This is a genomic window from Rhodococcus sp. 14-2470-1b, from assembly GCF_002259415.1.
Classification (GTDB): domain Bacteria; phylum Actinomycetota; class Actinomycetes; order Mycobacteriales; family Mycobacteriaceae; genus Rhodococcoides.
In genome coordinates, this window is the sequence record NZ_NPFY01000039.1 from 85,244 (window position 1) to 107,732 (window position 22,489).

Genomic DNA, 22,489 nt, shown 5'->3' on the forward strand with positions numbered 1-22,489 from the left:
AACGGGGTCGAACCTTCGGATACAGCCCGGCCACCAGAGGTCGGGCTGCACCCGGAGGTCAGATCGCGAGGTTCAGACCCGCCAGTGCTGCTTTCGCCTGGTCGAGAACGGGCGCGGCGGCGGTGTTGACCGCCGCTACGGTGTCCGCCACGGCAGGCTGCTCGAGCACCGTCGAGGTGAACTGTTGGACCTGCTCGTAGGCGGGTTCGGTCCACCCCTGGACCGCCGTGGCTGCCTGGTCGACGTCGGCCGGGGCGAGGTCGAGGCTGCCCTGGATCTGGTCGACGGTGGTGTCGATGGCGTTCTGCACGCTGGGGGAATCGACGGTCAGGGGTGCAGCAGGGGCAGCCGGAATGCTCTCGGGTGCCGGAAGCGGTGCGGGTTCTTCGATGATCTGCTGCTCGCCGCCGAGGACGGTGGCACCGAGGATGCCGCCGATGACTGCACCTGTGCCGGTCAGGCCCAGCACGATCGGTGCCGAGAGGGCAGCGCCGACTCCTGCGCCTGCGAGTGCGGCTGCGCCGGGGATGAAGACCCAGCCGACCGGTCCGCCCCAGACGATGGCTCCGGTGCCGGTGGTGGCGGCGACGCCGAGTCCGCCGCCGATGGCGGCTGCGGTGCCGGTGATCACTGCGGCAGGGGCCACGGAAGCGGCAAGGCCGACAGCGCCGCCTGCGACGACGCCGGTGATGGTGCCCGCCGCGATACGGTCGGCGCGGGATGCGTCGGCGAATCCGTTGTCCACGAGCCAGTTTCCGCCGTCGGCCTGGATTGCGGCTCCGGTGTTGTTGAACTGCTTGACCAGGTTCGGGTCGAGCAGGTTCGGGTCGTACGGCACGAGTTCGCCGCCGACGAGGACGTAGCCCTCGGGTGCGTCGATCGGTGCAATGACCTTGCGCTGCACAGTCGGAACCGGCGGCGGGGGCGGCGGGGCCGCTTGCAGGGCAGCGGGTGCGTCGGTCGGCGCTGCCTGCGGCGCGGGAGCGGGCTCGTAGTAGGTGTTCTGGTACGAGGACTGCTGGTTGCCGGACCGGTAGTCGTCGTAGCTACGCCACTGGGACTGCTGCACCTGAGGTGAGGCCTGGTAGCCGGGCAGGAACTGGCGTTCCTGGGTCGGGGCCGGCGGCGGCGCGACGGGGGTGGTGTCGGTGGTGCCGGACTGGGCGGTGTCGGGTGCGGTCACGAAGTCCTGCGGTGCCGCGTGTGCGGTTGCGGTGCCCCATGCCAGTGCGACGGCGACGGGCACGGCAGTGAGAACTAGTGCTCGTTCTCTGCGGCGGCGGTGACGTCCGCCGATTCCTTGCTGGGGAGACATGTGTGGTGGTGCCTTTCGTAAGTCGCTGCGATGCAGCGGTATTGGGCGGGTGTGACAGGAGTGGTTGATGGTGGAACCACCACCGTCCGCGCTGGGAGAACGACCGAAAACGAGGGTCAGCCTTCGGGTGATCCCTCAGCGCGGACGATGGGTGATGCCTTGGGAGTGGATGCCAGCGTGCGTCCGTTGCACGCTGGCATCCACGAGCGCTCAGCCCAGCAGGCCGAGCCAGAACCAAAGCTGCGAGAAGATCCAAGGCATCGGTCGTATTCCTTTCTGTCAGTGGAGGGGTGGGAGTGTGTTCGATGTCCCGGCGGGGGTCGCGCAGTTCGGCGCACGATGTGCGGTCGAAGCGTCACCGTGCGAGCCTCGCGCCGGTCCACCAAATGAGCTACGGCGCAGTCTCAGGAGTCGGACTGTCGCTGTAGCTCACGATTTGGGTCAGGCGGCGTCGCCGAATGCGCGCGATCGGACGCCGGGCATGGTCTTCGAACCGTCCGTGGGTACACGGAACGTCGGATCAGCGTCGGTCCATGTGCCCATGGGTTCGCCGGTCTCTTCGCACAAAAGAAGGTGCGTGGAATGCGGTGCCGAGGACAGGGAGCACACAGCGAGACCGACGACTCGGTCGTTCATTGCGCTGCACTGGTCTCGTGGCATCTGTACGGCCGCTGAGACTTCAAGACTTCCTGAGTGAATGGACAGCACGTAGCGCTCCGTTCCGGGGCGCTACGTACGTCGACGTCAGTTAGGCTGAGAATGCCCATGTAGACGCGACTACGGTCGCACCCCTGTCTGCTGGGTCGGCCCTCGTGGATGCGCCTTGCGGACGCCAATCAGCTACGCGCACCACGGGGGTTCTTCTTTGTTCGGGTCCTGTGCTAGACCTTACTTCGATAGTCCGGTTTAAACAACCTGTGATAACCAATCTGTTTTTCGACTACATTATGTGCTACCAGGAATAGGCGGGTGACATTGTGACTCACCGTGGAGTACCAGCGATGAAGCGCCGCCTCCGTGGTTTCGATCCGAGCCGCCTGCGAGACGCCCGAGCCAGGGCCGGGCTCAGTGGCGCGGAGGTTGCTCGACGGGGCGGTATCGGAGCGTCGACCTACTCGCAGTGGGAGCAGGGAAAGGCGGATCCGGGCATCGCCGCACTTGCCCGCTGCCTCGCAGTGCTGCAAGTGGGTGTGACCGATGTGGTGATCGTGGACCCCAATGATGAGCACCTCGGAGACTTGCGGGTAGCTCGCGGACTTACGCAGGGTGATCTTGCTGGCAAAGTTCAGGTGAGCCCTCAGCACATCGGCGCACTCGAACGCGGTCATGTGAAGCTGTCGGACGCAATGGCCCGAAAGATCGCTAGCGCCCTTGGTTTCGAGGTGTCGCGTGTAGTTGCCTCCTTCGATCGCGTACGAAACCGACCGTCGGACGTGCTTCCGTGAGGACTTTGATGGCAGGACGGCGTTCACGTCGCCAGTAGTCCGGTTCAGTGGCAGCTGAACGGAATCGCCTCGGTCGGTCATCAGTGGGCCGACCACCCTTCGCTGGACGTCCCGTGGATCCAGTCTTCTAGATTCACGAAACTCAACGCGCGATCTGATTGCGCCGTGTTTCGTCACGAGCGGAACACTATGGTCCCTCTGAGCGATGGGCAAGTAGAAGTCAATTTCGAATGGATCACATGCCCTTGACCAGTGCGTTTGGTCCTGACCCGTTTATTGACCCTGCTCAGTTTATTGACCTTATGTTGACCTCGGCTCTAGGATGGATCAGTGACGCAAACGGGACACCCACTATGGTTTGCCACCTGCGTCAGCTCTCGCAGAAAGCAACGGAACCTCACGATCACGGGGTTACGCGAAGCAGGTGGGCCTACAAAGCCCGTTGTCCTGATGGCTGAACGCGGCGAGCTCAACAACCCGCGGCCGAGCACCTTGCAAAAGTTCGATACCGGTCTGAGTTGGAAGCCCGGAAGCGCTGCAAATGTCTATTGGGAAAGTGCGCAGCCGGTTGTGTTGGGGCGAGCACCGTACAAGGCCGGTGCTGGGAATGTCACGGTCGGGCTCGACCCTCTGACTAAATTGCTCGCGGCCCAGAGGGACATGCACAGAGAGGTCGCTGGCTTGGAAGACCGCACCTCAGGAGTCGCTGATTTGCGGGTAGCACTCAAGAAACTGGACGTTGCAGTTTCTGCCATCGCCGGGTCCTTCGTCACCGAGACGTTGGAACGGAATCATGGCCAGCACCACAAGGCAATTGATTCCGCAATCGCGGCACTACTAGAGCCTCCTGTCGATTACGACGATCCAGAACGCGAGGAAAAGCTCTACCGCCGTTGGCTTTACGGCAGTCCAATCGAAATTGACCAAGCAACAGCCCAGCGTTTCGCGCGCCGTCTAAGAGATAGTCGCCGCTAAACTGAGAACGGAACGAACATGCCCAAGGTAACGCCACCTCTGCACGTGAGAATTAACAAACTGTTCGAGACGAACCACACCGCCGACAACCCGGAGTTCAGCAATGCCGTCGTCGCAGAGGCGGTCTCCAGCTTGTTGGGACGACCTGTTCTCGAGACGGATATAGCAGAGTTACGTGCTGAAGCCGGTTTGCGATTCGTCGACGGCGACTTGGTTCATGCTCTCGCTGAGTACTTCGAGGCCCCTGCCTCCTTTCTCGCGAACAAGTGGGACAACACCGCGGAAAGTTACGACCGCGAATTGTCGGTGCTGACCCAGCTACGCGATTCCGGCGTTCAGCTACTTGCGATGCGCGACGGAGGCGCGATGAGCGCCGAGGACCTCATGAACATCCTCGAACAACTTCCTGACCAGCCCAAAGGCGAGGAATCCGATACAAGCGGTACCAGGAGTAACGTGTAGCGCCGTTCATCGTTTTCGGTTGCAAAGGTCGGAGGGAGTCGGGACCCGTGAGGCAAGAGAGCCAGATTCAGTCGGCTGTGCGACGCATCGCAGCGAACATGCCGTCGGATGAGCCGTGGTCGCGTCACAAGTTCATCGACCTGATTGCGGAGGAACGTGATCGACCGATCGTCCTGTGGCCCGTCGAGTCGGCACTGCTGAGCCGTGTGGGCCTGACCGGCACCCTCTGCGGGTTGTGGGTTGCGCGCAAACAAGACGACTTCATCGTGTACGGGTCCGACGTCGCCGAGTATCAAGCAGACCAAGTCATCGGTCACGAGGTAGGTCATATGGTGCTTTCGCACACCGGCCTTCCAGAGTCCGAGCACAGTAGGGCCATGCTCAGGGTGTTGTTGCCTCACGTCTCGGAGCGAACAATCGAAAACGTACTGGGTCGTGACAGCTTCGAAGATGACCAGGAAGCCGCCGCCGAGTCCTTCGCCGACCACATCATGGTCGAGGCGATGGTCAATCGAAATCGACGCCAGTCGCCCCTCCGCTCGACCTTCTTCAGGGCGAAATGACCTCCCCCGTCCCAGCGTGGATCTCGTGGCCGATCATCGTACTGATGGCGCTGACGTTGGTGGTGCGCGTCGCGTGGCTCAACTCGTCGATCATCGACAGGCTGACTACACGGTCGCTGGTCATCGGATGGTTCGCGTTAGTTCTCCGTGAAAGTGCGGTCCAAGACGCAATCAGGCATCTACCGAAGCCGCTAGGCGACGTCGCTCTGTTTCAGCAGCTCACGTTCTGTTGCATCGTCATGGTTGTCATGGCCATCTACGGCATGTCGCGGTTATGGGTGGGGTCCGACCCTTCGGCTGTGTGGAAGCGCCAGCGGGTCTACGACGCGGTTGGACTTGCTCTCAGTGCCGTCATCCTCATTTCCGGCACACCTTCCCGGAAGGCCGGTGAGCTAGTCGATCAATACTTGGGCTGGCCGGCAGTCGTCTTGTGGACCGCCTTCTACGCCCCGATTCTGTTCGTCGCAGTTGCTGTCATGAGGATCTTCTTACGCGAAGCTCGACATCCCGACACCGCGGTCCGTGAGAAAGCACTCTATGGCTTGGCGATTGCAATTGCGGTCGGTCTCGCGCTTGTTGCGGTGAGTACGCCTGTTCTCACGTTTCAGGAAGTCTTGACAGGCTCTGGGTCGGCGGATCCAGAGATGCATGTGAAGGCCCTAACTTTCTTCCTCGCGGTTGCTGGATCACTGATCATGGGTGCGGTTCCGGTTGTCGCAGTACTGCGGGCAAAGCTAGGACAGGACCGAATCAGCAGGAACTTGAAGGAGATCGAGCGTCTGTGGCAAGACATGACCGATCAGTTCCCCGAGGTCAGGACAACCGACAGTCGACAGTCCCAGTCCGATCCTGCGATGAAGCTGCACAGGAAGATCATCGAAATTCACGATGCAGCACGCAGGCTCAGCAAGTGGAACGCATCCACGTTGTCCACTGAATCGGACCCGCTTCAACTAAATGCGGAGGGTATTGCAGCAGAACTTGCTCAGGCTTACGCCGCTAAAGCCACTGGTCAGGTGCCTCCGGAACGCTACGAGCTATTGATGGTGCTGGCGCAGCGCTCCGGGGCTTACGACCTCACCGCGACGAGCGATGACTTGGTCGACGTTGCCAGGGTTTGGCGAAAGCTACGCCGGCACAGCGTGATGTCCTGATCGAACCGCTCGTCACTTGTGCCAGCGAGCCGCGCACACGCTAAGACCGTGGTGTGGCTCTCGGGTCTTCGGCAACGAAAAGAGCGACATTTCCGATCATATCGACCTTCACATGCTCGAACCGACTGTTGAGTGCCTTCTCCAGTCCCGGTAGATCGTCGTGCCAATTGCCGAACGCACCAATCTTGTTGTACGCCGTCATCAGTGCTTTGCCGAATAGGGTGTATCGCTGATCGACTCCGATCACGGTTGATCCAAACAGCACTCCCCCGGGCTTCAACTTCTCGGCAAGATTGTCGAAGGCTGCGGCCTTGGTCGACCAGTCGCCTGGTAGGCAGTGCAATACGTAGTTGAGAGATATCGAGTCGAACGCTTCGACGTTCTCGGCGAAGGGTTCGAGTACGTCTTGCTCGATCAGAGTGGTGGGTATTTGGAGTCGAGACGCGGTGTGCTTGAGCGAATTCGGGCTGAGATCCGAAAGCGTGAGATCGACTTCAGCTGGTATATCTGCGTTGGCGAGCAGCCAACCTGATCCGGGCCCGACCTCGAGGTGTCTGTGTCCGATGCGACCGTTGTAGAGGTCGAGGAAGTTCTGTCGGTTGCAGCGCCAGGCGTAGCTGTTCGATAGCCGCATGACCCAGAGGTCGTAGACACTCAAAAAGAGATTGCTGCTGTACGGAGCCGCCCCCGCTTGGGTCGTATCAGATGTCATCGGGTCGAAGTTCCTTTCGGAGTGTGTGAGCCAATCCCCCGCGTGGCCACCACGCGGTGAGGAGTCTGCCTTACTGCGGCCTTAGAAGACATGGCGGATCGGGAGTCAGCGTCACACGTCCCGACTGTCCAGTCAGATCACACTGATGTAATTCGCTGCAACGCTCTCGGCGTGTCACGGCGCTTCGAAAATGATTCTGGTTCAGGATGGACTCCGGTTGGGACCGAAGACGAAGGAGGCCGTGCCATGCCGATGCCCAGTAAGGGTGACCGGACGTCGCTGACTGTCCGACTGCCGTCAGAGCTGATTGACACGCTCAAGGCACAGCGGAGCTCGGCTGGCGCTACGTCTCTGAGTCAGTACGTTGCCGATCTTATTGCGATTGCTAGTGACCGGGAAGATCTTGCGCGCGAGCTCAACCGCGCACAAGAGCAGGGGGTGTTGCCGTTGACTGCGTAGCTGTCTTGACCCTTAACCGACGTTTGGGTCATACGACCAACTGAATCTGCGCAGCACTTTGAGATGACAAAAACCCCCGGCGTGCGGGCCGAGGGTTTCTGAAGTCAGAGAAGCGAGTGACTAACTCGCAACTCGTTCCGTGTTGCTCTTCCCCGAAGGGACTGTCTTGGCGGACATGTCTCAGGGTACATCGTGCCCTGAAGTAGGTACAAGATTGAATGCTCGTGTCGTCCATCCGGATGCGACTGCGGACCGGCTGTGGCATCGATTCGCACCGGCCATTGCTGCGCGCCGATCGATGCGTCTTTTCGACCCGACGACGCGTAAGTACGTGTCCGCGGGGCCGTTGACGGTCAAAAGGCCGGCTCTGCCTTCAGCTGTGCCGCTGTTTTCACGCGGGCGCGCCGGCATTGTCGCCCTGGACTTCGACACCAAACACCACGGCCACGCCTCCGTTGTCGCCGACGTAGTGCGTCTGATGGCCTGGTTGGCCGAATGCGGTGGCCGCGCAGTCGTCGACGAATCGACCAGCGGCGGCCGACACGTGCTGATACCGCTGGCACCGGGAAAAACAGTCACCGCTGACGAGGTCCGGCCGTTGTTGCGCCTTCTCTCGGCGCGACTTCCCACTTTGGACATCACACCGATGACCAACCACAAAAGCGGATGTATCACCGTGCCGGGCTCGCAGTGCAAAGAAGGTGGCTACCGCACCCTCGTCGACCTCGACCCGGCGACAGCGTCCGACATCCTGACCGTCGGGTCCGATGCCGGCACACTCCAGCGCCTCGAAGCCCTGCTCGGAGGAACGGGCCGAGCGATCACCAGCCCAATCGACACTCACATCCGAGCCGAGACATCGGCAGAACGCGTCCTCGGCAGTAGTGATGACGCCCGGCTGCATCCGCGTTTCTGCCGCTCCACCCCTCCGCCGCGCTGCGTCCTCGACTTCGCCAGCACCGGCCGCATCGATACCCGCCGTTGGCCTTCACGCTCGGAAGCACGCCAGTCCGTCATCACCCACGCCGTCCTCGCCGGAGCCAGCGCCACCGACATCCTCACCCGCGTCGCTGAACCTGCCTGGGCGGGTGTACGTGCCGCATACGCCCGCTACGCCGACCCCGAACGCGCCATCCGCCGCGACACTGCCCGCGCCCTCGACTGGGTCGCATCGACAGTTCCCGATCTAGTCCGGGATACCGGGCACAAGATAAAGCACACAGGGGGTACTTACGATCCGGTACTTCGTTCATGGCTTACCCACGCTCAAACCTGGGTCGCTTCCGAGTTTGTTCATCGGCGAGATCGATGGACTACCCATGCAGTCGTTCAAGCCTTGGCGTGGGCTGCGGCAGTCTCTGGGCAGATCGTTGAAGGTGTTCCCACTGTCGGTGTCGGTGGGCGGTCACTGTCCATCGCCGCCGGCATGCTCCCGGAAACTACGGTGTGGTCCGTCCTGGAGCGGCTGCGGGACATGGAAGGGTCGCCTCTGTTGCTGATCGAGCGTGGGGTGGGTCAGAACCCCGATCGGTACGCGCTGGTGCCCACACACGCTCGACGGGCGACGACGATCGACACCCTCACAGGCTCAGCTGAGGTCGAATCGGTACACCCGGCCTGGAGCATCATCGGATGGCGTCACCGCATCCTCTACGACGCAGTCGTCGCCGCAGCAGAACCTCAGACCCCGGATGAGTTGTTCACCGTCGTCGGGGTCGGACGCACGAGCGGGTACGAGGCGTTGCTGGATCTGCGCGTCGCCGGTCTGCTCACGGTCGAGAACGCCCACATCGGTGTCGGGCCGGTCGAACTCGACGACATCGGCCATCGTCACGGCCTCACATCGGCCGTCCGTACTCGCATCGTGCGCCACCGCGCCGAACGCATCGTCTGGCGAGAATGGCTCGCAGCCCGAGAGGAAGCACGCACCCCGCCCGAGCCCGATCGGTCGGTGTTCGCGATTGCTGACGATCACCCGGCCGACCCGCCCGACCACGACTACATCCTGGCCGTGATGGATACCGGGCCGCCAGACCCGTTCTGACGCAATGTGTACCGGCCACCAACCTGGGGCAGACGCGGGCACGCCGGTCGTGTTCGCATTGCGCGCTCTCGCCCGCCCACCGCGCGGCTGAATGGTGCAACGCCGAACCTAACTGGATTCTTGGAATGACGTCGCTGTGTGATGCCGGTGCTGCACGATCCGTCGACATGCTCGATTTCGACCCAGTCGCCGTTGGCTGTCGAGATCAGATGACCGGTGCGTTGGGTTGACGGCGGATGAAGTCAGCCATTCCGGGGACTGTGAAGGCAACCAGGCCGCGGGAGGGAGACCAGATGAGTCCTTTGCGTATGCAGGAGTCCCGGTGCGGTGCCATCGATTGCGGGTTCGATCCGAGGGCCTCGGCGAGGGTTGCCGTCCGCGGAGTATCGGTTCCGCTCCGTGCGATGGCAACCAGATAGCGTTTCTCTGCTTCGGTGGCCCGTAGCCACCTCGAGCTGTAGAAACCGGAATCGAGCGAGGCGTGGCCCGTGTCGACAGCGTCCTCGGCGTCGGCGAGGGTGAACGGGGATTGCTGGGCTGCCTGCCAGAGCTCGTGACCGAACACCTGAAGAAAGTACGGGTATCCATCGCTCGCCGCGACGACGTAGTCGGTCGCTTCGACAGAGATGTCCTGGTTCAGCCTGGCGATCGGTGTGACGAGCGCATCGCGGGCCTGATCGTCGGCCAGCGGACCAATGGTCCTGTAATCGAACTGGCGCTCGGCGTACGACCGCGCGTCTGCCAATGCTTGCGCCAGGTTCGGCAGGCCTGCGCCGCACACGAAAAACGGCCATTCGCGCTGGGCTGCACGGTGTTGGGTTGCCAGGATCACCTGCAGGAGCGCCGGCTCGAGTTCCTGCATCTCGTCGATGAACAGCCCCAACGCGGTGCCGTCCTTGCGAAGCTCCTCGGTGAGATCTTCGACGAGGTCCTCGAATTCGACCCCCAAGGACAGCTTCTCGGCACCGGATGAGCGAGCGAGCTCGACTCCGACACCGAACGCAGTGGCGGACACCGAGAACTCTTCGGTCAACTGCCGGATCTTGTCCGCTACCGGGCCGGCGAACTGACGACGCCGCACAGCGCGAGAGATATCTTTGGCGATACGCCGCCGCAGGGCTTCGGCACCTTCCACGCTGGTCTGGGCCTCGACCTCGACCACCACCCAGTTGTGGCGGCGAGCTTGGTCCGCCATGGTCGCCAAAAGCGTGGTCTTGCCTACCCCTCGGAGTCCCTGCAGCATCAACCCGCGGTCGTAGCGGCGCTGCTTCGTCCGCGCGATCAACAAGTCGAATCGTTCGAGTTCGGCGGTGCGTCCGACGAGTTCGGGTGGTCGAGTGCCAGACCCGGGTGTGAAGGGGTTCAGTCCGTACTCCATGTACCTCAGACTATCGGGTTGTATCTAGTTGTATTAGGCCATGCCTTATATTTGTGGATATAATCTGATAGGCGAAGCGATGCGGCGTAGCTCCGGGCGTGCACTGCATCGATAAGTTGCGCCCGGGGCCATCGGAGTAGTGCGGTGTCGATGTTGGCTGATGGGCCGGAAGTGGCTACCTCGTAGTTATGAAATGTTGACTGGGGGTGCCGGGACTGGGCCCGTAGGCCACACGCCATTTGTCGCGGTTATGCGTTGAGGTGTTGGGTCCCGTTTGGGACAACGAGTTGGTGTCCAATCGCTGTGCTCGATGAGGTGTACGACGGCGGGGGTCTCCGTGCGCCGGATCTCGGGCCCGATGTCTCAGGTGCGACCACCGCTGTCGGACGAGTCGAGGAGTTGCAGGGTGCGTTCGAGGAGCTGTTCGATGCGGTCCTCGACGTCGTCGACCATGTCCGGTACATCGGCCAGCGCCGTGTGGGCGCGCCGACGTGCCTCCACACCCGCGCGGTAATACCCGGAGTCGAGGTCAGTGGATATCGGCTCCGGCGCGGCGATCGGGTCACTCCGATCAGTACCATCGGACGGTCTGATGATGGGGCGGCGTGGGGTGTGCAGTGGAGATACGCCGGTGAGGTGCCTGGCGATCACCGCTCCGACCTCGGCCGCGGTCATCGCCGTGGCCGGTAAGGGCATGTGGCCCCACTGGTCGATCGGCACCGCGACCGGACCCGGGCGGTGTGGCAACGCGGCAATATCCGGAAACGTGTTGCGCTGCAGATGTTCTGCCAGGAGCTTCGTCGAGGGGTAGCGCTCGGAGAACTGCAGGACCGTGTGCCACCGATGCCATATCGAGGCCGGCACGAAATCGGTGGCGTCGTTGGGAGCGATGTGGATTCGGTGGCGGCCGCCGATCCACACACTGTCGCCGTCGGCGCTGATATCTGTGCGGTCGAGAGCTGCAATTGCCCTGTAAGACAGGCCAGCTGCGGTGAGAAGGAGAAGGACGGCGTCGCGGCGGCCGAACAGTGCAGCCGTCGATCCGGAGGTCAGCAGTGCGGCCGCGATCGCTTGGTACTGCTCGGCACGCCGGATCGTTCTGTTGCTACGTGCCGAGTCGAGTGCGATCCGGATCGAGGTGACTTGTCCGGGAGCGGGCAGGCCGGCGTCGCGGTGAGTGCGGTTGATTGCGGAAACCCGGCGCAGCTGAACCGCGTCGCCGGCGGGGTTTTCGGCGAGGAACTCCGCCAGCGTGATCGGCAACGCGGGTAGCGCATCGACGTCGGCGGCGGCGCACCAGTCGACGAACAGCGACCATTGGTAGTTGTAACCGCCCACCGTGCTCATTCTCGGTGTCACAGGTGCGACCGTACCTGGACGGGCTGACCGGTCTGGCCTAGTGAACGCGGGAACCCCAGAGTGGGCCTTGGCAACACCACCGTTGACGAGCAACTACCGCGACCGCGTCTTGCAGACCCGACCAACCTTCAGTTGGTAGTCCAAGGGTCGGCCAGCGGCAGCTACAGGCTATGGCGCGGAGATGGGCAGGCCGCCGGTTGATGTCGGCATCGCGTGGGTCGTCGCGTTTCGAGAATGCCACTTACCGTCGGAAGGGTATCGCCGACCTCTCGACTCGAAAGCGGTAAGGTCCTGTTCCATTCCGATTCATTGTCATGTGGTTGGCCCCATAGGTTTTCAGCGAAGCCTCCTGAAGGTCCGCGTACGCGTTGGGGCCTACCATGACTGCCTTTACGAGGTTGCGCGGGATTGGGATAGCCATTCGAGGAACAAGTCCGTATCGTCCGGGCGTGATGATCGCGCGACCCGAGCTAATTAGCGCTCTGACTTCCCGTTCTTCGGTGAATGCATCGCTCTTCAGGAAGATGGCATGTGCAGCAATGCGCATTGCCCAGCTCATACTGTGTCCAGCACGATAGGATCCATGGGCTTCGGTCTTGTTGAGCGGGATGCATTCTCGCGCAGTGGTTTCGACTAACTCTTTCAATTCTTCGTAACCGGAATCGCCGTAGTGGACGGGCCTGATGTCGGTGGCTAAAGCGTGGTCGGCACTTGTTCCGGTCTGTGGGACAAAATTCAGGTGTTCCAGCAGATCGGACGTGTCAAATTCCAAGCAATATCCGTCGGCTGCGTACGTGCGCCATTGGCTCAGCTGATCACGTGCTTCGGAAAAGCAGGTGACGGAGTACTGGACGGCTGTGGGTTCGTAGTCACCGCGAATTTGTCGGGAGGTGCTCCAGATGTCTTTCAGCGCGTCTACCATCCTGTAATCGCTGCTGCCATCTACTGGGACGGACTCTGAACTATATTGCGCGATGCAGTCTGCGAACGCTCTGTCCAGTAGTTCTTCCCCGTGTTTCTGCTCGCTGAGGTCGTTGAGGAATCTCAGATCGGTTGCCCACAGCTCCTGATTGTCGAGAATGCCGAACAGACCGTGGATGTCGGTGTAGTGATAGAGCGAGTGAGAGCATTGGGCAAGGGTGCTGTGGGTCATGAGGCCAGGATGCCTGAGTTGATCGCATCCGCTGTCGGCGGTCACCGAGCGCATGCTAGCCGTGGTCGACCGTCCGGTCGGTGTCTTTCCTGACGCGGCCTTACGTCGCGATCCTTTCTCGACCACGGCTGTCGGGCGGGTTTGAGGCGGTCCAGTGGGCGTCTGTGGGCAGTTTCCGCACCGTCAACAGGCGTTGACGATCGACGGCTCAGCTGACTGCCGGTGATTGTCGGATAGCCGGTCTGTAGTGCCGCCTGGACTACTCTTCGGCCACTCCAACACCTACGCCGAAATTGCCGGCTATGGCCTCTTGTGCCTGGTAAGACGACCTTGATGTCGATGGCCTCGGTCGGGTGAAGAAACTCCCGGCGACCCACGCAGATCGAGTCCCTTAACTTCCACGCTGCGGTCGATGTCGAAGCGGGCCCCGTGATTCCCCTGGAATCGCCGTTACGCATCCGGGGATGGGTGAGCGACCAGCGGTTCGGTCTCGTCGCCGCCGGCTTGTATCGGTGTACACCCTCACGTGATGGTCCCCGTACAACCTCATATGTAGGTGCTCGGCGAGTCCTGTCGTAACTCGCCCACGACAAGGGCCACCCTTCGAATCGTCTACCGCCAAAGTTGACGAACCCGAAGGGTGGCCCTTGCCATGATCCTAGATGGAGAGTCTTGGATGAACATCCGACGTTTCAAAGCCCTGCACGAGGCCGGCGCGACCTATGCCGACATCGCCCGCGAATGCGGCTGCGATTGGCGCACTGTCCGCCGATACCTCGCCGACGATGCACCCACGCATCCACCGCAGGGAACCTCGAGAGCAGGAACACAACCCCGAGCGATCACCGACGACATCGCCGCACTGATCGAAGAGATGCTCCGCGCCGACATCACCATCGCAGCCTCGGTCATCCACGAACGCCTCACCAACGAAAAGTCCGTGACCGTGAACTACCAACGAGTCAAAATCTATTGCAGCACAGCCAGACCCATCATCCGAGACGAACTCGGCGCAGAAGAATCCGGGCTCGGCAATCTACACCGCCGATTCGAAACCATCCCCGGCGCCCAAGCACAAGTCGACTGGGGCGATGAAGGCGATCTCTTCGGCACCGGACGCAAGGTCTACTCCTTCCACATGGTCCTCTCGTTCTCCCGTGACCCATTCTGCTGCTACACCCACTCGATGGACGCCGCCGCGTTCTGGGGCAGCCACATCCGAGCCTTCGCGCACTTCGGTGGCGTCCCGGGTTCGATCGTCTACGACCGCACCAAAACCATTGTCCGCAAACATGTCCGTCCCGGACATGCTGTCCCGTTGCATCCAGCAGCCGTCGCATTCTCCGGGCACTACGGCTTCGACATCGACGTCCTCGCCGCGTACCGGCCCACCGGCAAAGGCCGTGTAGAACGGCAAGTGAAGATCGTTCGGGATCACGTCCTGGCCGGTCGCACGTTCACCGATCTCGCTAGCACCGACCGCACCTTCATGGACTGGGTTCCGATCCGCCGGACTCAGGTGCACCGTACTCACCGTGAGGTCATCGGGACCCGCGCCGTCGTCGATCACGCGGCGCTACGTCCTGCCCCGGCCGAGCCGTATCTTGTCGCCGAAGCCCACCTACGGCGCATCGGAAACGACGCGCTGATCTCGTTCGAGGCATCGCTCTACTCCGTACCCGCCGACCGCGTCCGGGCAGGTCAACGAGTACAGGTACGCGCCGGTGCCGACAACATCGCCATCGCCACCCTCGACAGTGCCGGCGGTACCGTCCTGGCCGTCCACGCTCGCTCGCAGGTCCGCGGCGCCTGGGTCGTCGACCAGGCGCACTGGGCGTCACTGCCCGACGGTCACACCCGTGCCACCACCGACGGACGCGTCGATACAAACCCCGCGGAGGGCACACCGTCACCTTCGGTCGACGCAGGCGACCCGTTGACCGCCAAAGTCATCTCACTCGTCGGACACGTCCACGTCGAACATCGACCACTGTCCGCCTACGCCGTCTGACCGTGAACCACTATCCCACAGCATCTTCCACGACAGGACACCGTTCATGAGTTCACTGACCACCCAACGGATCATCGACAACGCCCTCCGGCTCGGCCTCGGTCACACCGCCGAATCGGTCACCGAATCCGCCGCCCGCGCAGATTCCGCGCAGATGGGATACCTCGACTTCGTCGACCACCTCCTCGCCGAAGAAGTCGCAGTCCGAGAATCCCGGCGGTTCCGCAACGCCCTCAAACTCTCCGGGCTTCCCCATCACAAAACCCTCGACGACTTCGACTACACCTTCCAACCCGGACTCGAACCGCGCCGCATCCGAGACCTTGCCACCCTCGAATTCCTCACCGGCGCAGGGAACATCGCGATACTTGGACCACCGGGAGTAGGGAAAACGCATATCGCGATCGGGCTGGCGGTCGCTGCCTGCCAAGCCGGAAAGTCGATCTACTTCACCACCCTCGACGACCTCGTTCGAAAGCTCAAAGCCGCCGACGCAGCAAACCGGCTCCCCCGGCAACTCGCGAACCTCATGCGCCCATCTCTGCTGGTCATAGACGAGGTCGGATACCTCGCCCTCGACCGCGACGAAGCCAACATGTTCTTCCAGCTGATCAGCCGCAGATACGAGAAGGGCTCCACGATCATCACAAGCAACAAGCATTTCACCGAATGGGGAACCGTCCTCGGCGACGACGTCCTCGCCACCGCGATCCTCGACCGACTCCTTCATCACTGCGACGTCCTGGCCATCAACGGCCCCAGCTACCGGCTCAAAGACCGGCAAGGGCTTGTCACACCAGTGGAGGCACCGGCATCATGAACCTGCCGGACACCGACACGTCAGGTCGTACACAGACCGACACGTGAGGTCGTCCACCGATAGCTTGGGAGGGTGCAAGCTGGTGAAGCAGGAGGACACCGGCATCCTGTTTTACGAGGACGAGGTGAGGCTCCCGTGGCGTGTCACCTCCAGGCCGACGCAGCAGTGCTCATGTTTTTGGCAAAACCTCTTGAGTCTTGTGCATCAATCTATTTCCCACGATGTTGGGTGGCCCGCTGCGTACAGTCGTGCGACGTCCATCAGTTTGTGTGCGGGCGGCGTGAGATGGGTTGTCCGGCACACGGCAGCGACGTGCAGATAGGACTCGGGAACGATGCGGTGCACTCTGGCTCCTGATTGGCGCGCGGTCGGAGCCCACGACGATGGCATCACTGCCTGACCGAATCCACTGAGCACCATAGGCAGGATGGAGGTGCGGTGCGCTACCTCGGCGGCGATGGTGGCATCGACGCCGCTCGCAAGAACATCGTCGACGAGCGTTCTCATCAAGGAACCGTGCTGCGAGACGATCAGCCGTAACCCGGACAGCTCGGAGCGTTCGATGACCGGTGAGTCCGGTGTAACCGCGTCTACGCTCGAGATGAGAATCAACGGCTGACTCTCCAGCGCAACGACCTCGAGCTCAGGAGCGCGGACCTCGCTGGGCGAGCCCAGAATGCCCACTTCACATGCCCCGGTTCGTACCGCATGCAGTACCTCTTCCGGCGTGAACGCAGCCTCGGCGTTCACCGTCACAGCGGGATACGACGCGCTGAACCGGGTCAGAATCGTTGTCAGCGGTTCGATCCCGGGCGAGGGCATCGTAATCAGATCCACGCGTCCACGTCGCAGACCCTTCAGCGCATCGATCGATGCGGTGGCGTCGTCGAGATCACGCAGCACCACTCGCGCTGGGCCGATCAAGGTCGCACCCGCCTCGCTCAGTACCAGCCTGCGTCCGATGCGATGAAAAAGCGGAACACCCAGTTCCCGTTCCAGCGTCGCGATCGATTGGGATAGCGATGGTTGCGCAATGAGCAACGCCTCTGCCGCGCGGTTGATGCCGCCCTCGTCGACTACGGCCAGGAAGTACTTCAGGTGCCGCGCATCCATACAGGATCGCTCCTTCCGGTTGCGCCGGGTGTGCAGGTGTGTAGGGCTGACCGAAATTTGTCTGCTGGCCAGTCTAGCTGCGGGAATCTTTCACAGTTAGGAAAAACCGATAAGACGCATCGGCTTTTGGTCATGGACGCACGCCCGCCTGTGACCGCTTAATGGTTCAAGACAGAATGTGATGTGCACTACTACGGAGGAACTCATGGCTACCGAACTCACCACCTACAAGATCGCATCGATCCCGGCTGACGGTGTCGGTCGCGAGGTCGTCGAGGCGGGCCAGCGCGTACTGGACGTCCTGGCCGAACAGTCCGCCGGCAAGTTCGCCTTCCAGTGGGACGAATTCCCCTGGGGCTGCGGGTACCACGCCGAGACCGGCAAGATGATGGCCGACGACGGACTCGAAACCCTCGAGAGCTACGACGCGATCTACTTCGGCGCCGTCGGCTGGGAGAACGTTCCCGACCACATCAGCCTGTGGGGGCTGCGCCTGAACATCACCCAGAACTTCGACCAGTGGGCCAACGTCCGACCGGTGAAGTTCCTGCCCGGCGTCCAGTCCCCGCTCCGCAAAGCCGACCATACCGAACTCGACTGGGTCGTCGTTCGCGAGAACAGCGAAGGCGAGTACGCCGGACTCGGCGGACGCAACCTCAGCGGCCGCGGCCCCGGCAACGAGGTTGCACTACAAACCGCCCTGTTCACAGAGAAAGGCTGCGAGCGGATCATGCGCTTCGCGTTCGATCTCGCGCGTACCCGCACCGTCAAAAAGGTGTCCAGTGTCACCAAGTCCAACGCACAGCAGTACGGAATGGTGCTGTGGGACGACGTCTTCAAGCGCGTCGCCCTCGACTACCCGGACGTCACCACCGAAAGCGTGCTCGTCGACGCCATGAGCGCCAAGTTCATCCTGCACCCCGAGGACCTCTCGGTCGTCGTGGCCTCGAACCTCAACGCCGACATCCTCTCCGATCTCGGATCCGCCCTCGCCGGCTCCCTCGGTATCGCCGCGAGCGCCAACCTCAACCCCGAGCGCCGCTTCCCGAGCATGTTCGAACCCGTCCACGGCTCGGCCCCCGACATCGCAGGCCAGGGCATCAGCAACCCGATCGGCGCGATCGCCAGCGCAGCACTCATGCTCGACCACTTCGGCCTGCACGACGAGGCGCGCCGCGTCGAAGCTGCCATCGAAACCGCCACCGGCAACGGAGCTTTGACCCGCGACATCGGCGGCACCTCGGACACCCACGAGGTCACCGAAGCCATCGTGCACGCACTGGAGAACGCTCTGACCCCAGCCTGATCCTGATTGGACCTGCACCACGCCAGACCCGGCCGGCTCGACAGGTGATCCCGTCGAGCCGGCCGACACCACAGTCGGTCGGTAACTCTCGACCACAACCTTGACTATCGCGAACTCTCACCAGAGGTGAATCTCATGGGAACCACAAGCAGCACAGCGAGTTACCAACCGACCACGGTCAAGAAACCCTGGTATAAACAGCTCTATTTCTGGGTCATCGTCGCCATCATCGCCGGTATCGGCGTCGGATGGCTCTGGCCCAGCACCGGCGAAGCGATGGAGCCGATCGGCACCACCTTCATCACTGCAATGAAGATGCTCATCGGACCGATCGTGTTCCTGACCATCGTCGGCGGCATCGCCTCGGTCGCCGACCTGAAGAAGGTCGGCCTCACCGGCATCAAGGCGCTGACCTATTTCCAGGTCGGCACGATCATCGCGATGATGACCGGCCTGGTAGCGATCAACATCTTCCGGCTCGGTGACGGTGTCAACGCCGACGCAGCATCGCTTGAAACCACCGACTCCGCCAGCAGCTTCATCAAGGCAGGCGAAGAAAAGGAGTGGTGGGAGTTCATCACTCACCTCGTCCCGGACAGTGTCGTGGGCCCCTTCGTCGAAGGCGACATCCTGCAGGTCATTTTCCTTGCCGTCATCTTCGGTGTCGCCATCAATGCTGTCGGACAGATCGCCGACCCGATCCGCGACGCAGTCGAACGCCTCACCGCAGTGATCTTCAAAGTCCTGGGCTTCATCATGAAGCTCGCCCCGCTCGGCGCATTCGGCGCCATGGCATTCGCCATCGGCAAGTACGGCGTCTCGACCCTCACCAGCCTCGGCAGCCTCATCCTGCTCTTCTACGTCACCTCGGCGCTCTTCGTGGTGGTCGTCCTCGGATCGGTAATGGCCTACCTGCGCCTGAACATCTTCCGCATGCTCGGCTTCTTCAAAGAAGAACTCCTGCTGATCCTCGGCACCTCCACCGCCGAACCGGCCCTGCCCGGATTGATGCGCAAACTCGAGTACGCCGGCGTCAAGAAGACCACCGTCGGTCTCGTCGTCCCCACCGGCTACAGCTTCAACCTCGACGGCGCAGCAATTTACCTCTCGCTCGCCGCGCTCTACATCGCCCAGGCCACCAATACCGACCTCACGATCGCGCAGCAGCTCGGACTCATGGGCGTCATGCTGCTCACCTCCAAGGGGGCCGCAGGTGTCGCAGGCGGCGGATTCATCGCCCTGACCGCAACACTGAGCACGCTGGGCACCATCCCGGCCGCCGGCATCATGCTCATCTTCGGCATCGACAAGTTCATGTCCGAATGCCGGGCACTGGTGAACTTCATCGGCAACGCCGTCGCCACCCTGTTCGTCGCCAAGTGGAACGGCGAACTCGACGTCGACCGCGCCCGCCGCGTCTTCGCCGGGGAAATACTCCCCCCGCCCGAAGGCGAAGTAGAGAACGACTTCGACATGGAAATCCTCGAACACGAACCCGCAGACAAACACCACCACCGCGACGTCGACCTCGTCAAAGACGATCCCGGCAGCCGACACGAGCATCTCCCCGCACCGGCGTCGTCCGCGAGCTCGGTCCGACACTGACAGGCCACCTGCACACCCGTCCGTTGCTTCGCCAACACCGAGAGAGGCCGACCATGAGGGTTCTTGTCGCACCCGACAAGTTCAAGGGATCACTGACCGCGGGCGACGTCGCCGAGCACCTGTCGATTGGACTGACCTCGGGCGGAGCCCACACCACCGCGCTCCCCCTCGCCGACGGCGGTGACGGCAGCGTCGACGCCGCCATCGCCGCCGGCTTCACCCCCAACACGATCACCGTGGCCGGAGCCACCGGCACACCGCAGACCGCGACGATCGCCCACCGCGGCGATACCGCGGTGGTCGAAGTCGCCAACACATGCGGACTGGGCACCCTCCAGCTCGGTCGCCGCTCGCCGTTCGAGGCCACCAGCCTCGGAATGGGTCAAGCAGTCAAAAGCGCCCTTCGACACCAACCTCGTAGACTGGTGCTGGCGCTGGGCGGCAGCGCCAGCACCGATGGCGGCACCGGACTGCTCTCAGCACTGGGCTACATCTTTCGTAACGCCGAGGGACGCCAAGTCCGAGGATGCGGACGCAGACTCACCGAAATCCACACCGTCGACACCTCCCAGGCCGCGTCGTTGACCGGGCTTGACCTCGTCATCGCAGGCGACGTCACCAACCCCTTGACCGGGCCGACCGGCACCGCGGCGGTCTACGGGCCGCAGAAAGGCGCCGACCCCGATGCGGTGCACTACCTCGACGAAGGCCTGAACACTCTGGTCGCAGCATTCGCCCGCAGCGGCTACACCCAGGCCAGGGAACTCGCCGACACCGCAGGAGCGGGCAGCGCAGGAGGACTCGGCTTCGCAGCACTGCTACTCGGTGCCCGCATGGCATCGGGAGCGGAGTACTTCCTCGACCTACTCGACTTCGAACAACACCTCGCCGGTACGGATCTGGTCGTCACCGGCGAAGGCAGCATCGACGAGCAAACCGAACACGGCAAACTGCTCTCCGTCCTAGCACGACGAGCACAACCGGTACCCGTCATCGTCGCCGCAGGACGAAATACACTCCCCAGATCACGCTGGCACACAGCAGGATTTAGCGACATCCGCTCCCTCACCGACTACACCGGCCGCGATACCTCACGCGACCCCGAACTCACCGCCCAGCTGCTCGTGCGCATCGGACGCGACATCGCACTCGACAACGCCGCCGACACCCCGCGTACACCGACCGCGTCGTCGGTCCCAGCTGCGGCGGGGCGCGCGTATCGCTGACCGTTCGCCCGCTGTCCGGGGACGCCCGGCGCGCGGGCACACGACGCCCGCCTCGCATCCGGACTGGCCGCATACATATTCCAGAGGAGCTCCCCCGTGCCCACCATCAGCCAGGTCATATCCCGCGAAATCCTCGATTCCCGTGGCAATCCCACCGTTGAGGTCGACATCGTTCTCGACGACGGAACCTCGGCACGCGTTGCTGTCCCGTCTGGTGCATCCACCGGCGAACACGAAGCGGTAGAACTCCGCGACGGACAGGACCGGTACAACGGCAAAGGTGTGCGCCGAGCGGTCGAGGCCGTCCGCACCGAACTCGCCCCCGCCGTCGTCGGATGCGACGTCCACGATCAACGACGCATCGACCGCATCCTGATCGACACCGACGCCACAGCAGACAAGTCGCGTCTCGGAGCGAATTCCCTTCTCGGTGTCTCGCTGGCAGTCGCACGAGCGGGAGCAGCTGCCGTAAGTATGGACCTGTACCGCTACATCGGCGGGTCCAATGCCCACGTCCTACCCGTACCGTTGATGAACATCGTCAACGGCGGCGCGCACGCCGACACAGGAGTCGACGTTCAGGAATTCATGATCGTCCCACTCGCTGCCGATTCGTTCGACGAAGCATTGCGCTGGGGAACAGAGATCTACCACGCCCTCAAGTCGGTGCTCAAGAACAAGGGCCTGTCGACCGGACTGGGCGACGAAGGCGGATTCGCACCCGACGTTGCCGACACCCGCCAAGCCCTCGACCTCATCACCATCGCCGTAGACACCGCAGGGTTCTGCCTCGGCGACCACGTGGCACTCGCCCTCGACGTCGCCGCGTCGGAGTTCTTCACCGACGGGGCCGGATACCGATTCGAAGGCAAGGACCGCTCCACCAGCGACATGATCGGGTTCTACCGTGAGCTGATTCGCAACTATCCCGTGGTGTCCATCGAAGACCCACTGAGCGAGAACGACTGGACAGGGTGGGTCAGTCTGACCGAGGACATCGGTGACGCTGTTCAATTGGTCGGCGACGACCTCTTCGTCACCAACCCCACACAAATTCAGGATGGTATCGACCTCGGTGCCGCCAACGCTCTGCTGGTGAAATTCAATCAGATCGGCACGCTCACCGAAACCCTCGACGCCATCGACCTCGCGCACCGAGCCGGCTACAAAACCATGATCAGCCACCGCAGCGGCGAAACCGAGGACACCACCATCGCCGACATCGCTGTCGCAGTCGGCAGCGGTCAGATCAAGACCGGCGCGCCGGCCAGAAGCGAGCGCGTCGCGAAATACAACCAACTTCTGCGCATCGAACAACTCCTCGGCAAGAGCGCTCACTACGCCGGCCGCGTTGCATTCCCCCGGTTCGCTCTGCCCCACTGACCGCCG

General features: G+C 62.5%; 18 protein-coding genes. 12 read left to right on the plus strand and 6 right to left on the minus strand.

Annotated elements, in window-relative coordinates; genetic code table 11:
* Nucleotides 1-58: 58 nt before the first annotated feature.
* Nucleotides 59-1,315, minus strand: coding sequence for a hypothetical protein (locus CH293_RS26710; protein WP_255122999.1), 1,257 nt, complete (start codon nucleotides 1,313-1,315; stop codon nucleotides 59-61).
* Nucleotides 1,316-2,316: 1,001 nt separating this feature from the next.
* Here CH293_RS26710 and CH293_RS26720 point away from each other — a divergent pair.
* From CH293_RS26720 to CH293_RS26740, 5 genes are all read left to right on the plus strand, one after another.
* Complete coding sequence (locus CH293_RS26720) at nucleotides 2,317-2,760, plus strand: helix-turn-helix transcriptional regulator (RefSeq protein WP_094721963.1); 444 nt, start codon at nucleotides 2,317-2,319, stop codon at nucleotides 2,758-2,760.
* Nucleotides 2,761-3,210: 450 nt separating this feature from the next.
* Nucleotides 3,211-3,735 (plus strand): hypothetical protein, encoded by a 525-nt coding sequence (locus CH293_RS26725; protein ID WP_094721964.1) that lies wholly within the window; start codon nucleotides 3,211-3,213, stop codon nucleotides 3,733-3,735.
* An 18-nt stretch (nucleotides 3,736-3,753) separates the two neighbouring features.
* Nucleotides 3,754-4,197 (plus strand): hypothetical protein, encoded by a 444-nt coding sequence (locus CH293_RS26730; RefSeq protein WP_141217234.1) that lies wholly within the window; start codon nucleotides 3,754-3,756, stop codon nucleotides 4,195-4,197.
* Between the two features lie 47 nt (nucleotides 4,198-4,244).
* Nucleotides 4,245-4,760 carry a hypothetical protein gene (locus CH293_RS26735; protein ID WP_094721966.1) on the plus strand — a complete coding sequence of 172 codons (516 nt, stop codon included), beginning with the start codon at nucleotides 4,245-4,247 and terminating at the stop codon, nucleotides 4,758-4,760.
* Nucleotides 4,757-5,914, plus strand: coding sequence for an MAB_1171c family putative transporter (locus tag CH293_RS26740; protein WP_094721967.1), 1,158 nt, complete (start codon nucleotides 4,757-4,759; stop codon nucleotides 5,912-5,914). The genes CH293_RS26735 and CH293_RS26740 overlap by 4 nt, the downstream gene beginning before the upstream one ends.
* Nucleotides 5,915-5,954: 40 nt before the next feature.
* On the opposite strand, the gene CH293_RS26745 is transcribed toward CH293_RS26740, so the two are convergent.
* Nucleotides 5,955-6,626 (minus strand): bifunctional 2-polyprenyl-6-hydroxyphenol methylase/3-demethylubiquinol 3-O-methyltransferase UbiG, encoded by a 672-nt coding sequence (locus CH293_RS26745; protein ID WP_094721968.1) that lies wholly within the window; start codon nucleotides 6,624-6,626, stop codon nucleotides 5,955-5,957.
* A 673-nt stretch (nucleotides 6,627-7,299) separates the two neighbouring features.
* Here CH293_RS26745 and CH293_RS26755 point away from each other — a divergent pair.
* On the plus strand, nucleotides 7,300-9,129 hold the full coding sequence (locus CH293_RS26755) for a hypothetical protein (RefSeq protein WP_141217236.1): 1,830 nt from the start codon (nucleotides 7,300-7,302) through the stop codon (nucleotides 9,127-9,129).
* A gap of 205 nt (nucleotides 9,130-9,334) precedes the next feature.
* Here CH293_RS26755 and CH293_RS26760 read toward each other — a convergent pair whose 3' ends face one another.
* From CH293_RS26760 to CH293_RS26770, 3 genes are all read right to left on the minus strand, one after another.
* Complete coding sequence (locus tag CH293_RS26760) at nucleotides 9,335-10,507, minus strand: ATP-binding protein (RefSeq protein ID WP_094721970.1); 1,173 nt, start codon at nucleotides 10,505-10,507, stop codon at nucleotides 9,335-9,337.
* A gap of 363 nt (nucleotides 10,508-10,870) precedes the next feature.
* The gene (locus tag CH293_RS26765) at nucleotides 10,871-11,866 is read right to left on the minus strand and encodes a hypothetical protein (protein ID WP_255123000.1); all 996 of its coding nucleotides are present in this window, start codon (nucleotides 11,864-11,866) and stop codon (nucleotides 10,871-10,873) included.
* A gap of 241 nt (nucleotides 11,867-12,107) precedes the next feature.
* Nucleotides 12,108-13,064, minus strand: coding sequence for a DUF2971 domain-containing protein (locus CH293_RS26770; protein WP_176460137.1), 957 nt, complete (start codon nucleotides 13,062-13,064; stop codon nucleotides 12,108-12,110).
* 631 nt (nucleotides 13,065-13,695) lie between these two features.
* Here CH293_RS26770 and istA point away from each other — a divergent pair.
* Both istA and istB read left to right on the plus strand, forming a co-directional pair.
* Nucleotides 13,696-15,030, plus strand: coding sequence for an IS21 family transposase (gene istA / locus CH293_RS26775; protein ID WP_008720775.1), 1,335 nt, complete (start codon nucleotides 13,696-13,698; stop codon nucleotides 15,028-15,030).
* A gap of 46 nt (nucleotides 15,031-15,076) precedes the next feature.
* Nucleotides 15,077-15,850 carry an IS21-like element helper ATPase IstB gene (istB, locus tag CH293_RS26780; protein ID WP_032385531.1) on the plus strand — a complete coding sequence of 258 codons (774 nt, stop codon included), beginning with the start codon at nucleotides 15,077-15,079 and terminating at the stop codon, nucleotides 15,848-15,850.
* A 204-nt stretch (nucleotides 15,851-16,054) separates the two neighbouring features.
* Here istB and CH293_RS26785 read toward each other — a convergent pair whose 3' ends face one another.
* Nucleotides 16,055-16,963, minus strand: a complete 909-nt coding sequence (locus CH293_RS26785; protein WP_094721972.1) for a LysR family transcriptional regulator — start codon at nucleotides 16,961-16,963, stop codon at nucleotides 16,055-16,057.
* A 205-nt stretch (nucleotides 16,964-17,168) separates the two neighbouring features.
* Here CH293_RS26785 and CH293_RS26790 point away from each other — a divergent pair, with 205 nt between their 5' ends.
* The 4 genes from CH293_RS26790 to eno all read left to right on the plus strand — a co-directional run bounded on the left by CH293_RS26790 (nucleotide 17,169) and on the right by eno (nucleotide 22,483).
* Entirely contained in the window at nucleotides 17,169-18,269 is a 1,101-nt protein-coding gene (locus CH293_RS26790) for a tartrate dehydrogenase (protein WP_094721973.1), read from the plus strand.
* Nucleotides 18,270-18,404: 135 nt separating this feature from the next.
* Complete coding sequence (dctA, locus tag CH293_RS26795) at nucleotides 18,405-19,874, plus strand: C4-dicarboxylate transporter DctA (RefSeq protein WP_032407677.1); 1,470 nt, start codon at nucleotides 18,405-18,407, stop codon at nucleotides 19,872-19,874.
* 53 nt (nucleotides 19,875-19,927) lie between these two features.
* Nucleotides 19,928-21,100: a glycerate kinase gene (locus tag CH293_RS26800; RefSeq protein ID WP_094721974.1), complete on the plus strand. Its 1,173-nt coding sequence runs from the start codon at nucleotides 19,928-19,930 to the stop codon at nucleotides 21,098-21,100.
* 96 nt (nucleotides 21,101-21,196) lie between these two features.
* Nucleotides 21,197-22,483, plus strand: coding sequence for a phosphopyruvate hydratase (gene eno, locus CH293_RS26805; RefSeq protein WP_094721975.1), 1,287 nt, complete (start codon nucleotides 21,197-21,199; stop codon nucleotides 22,481-22,483).
* The last annotated feature ends 6 nt before the right edge of the window (nucleotides 22,484-22,489 follow it).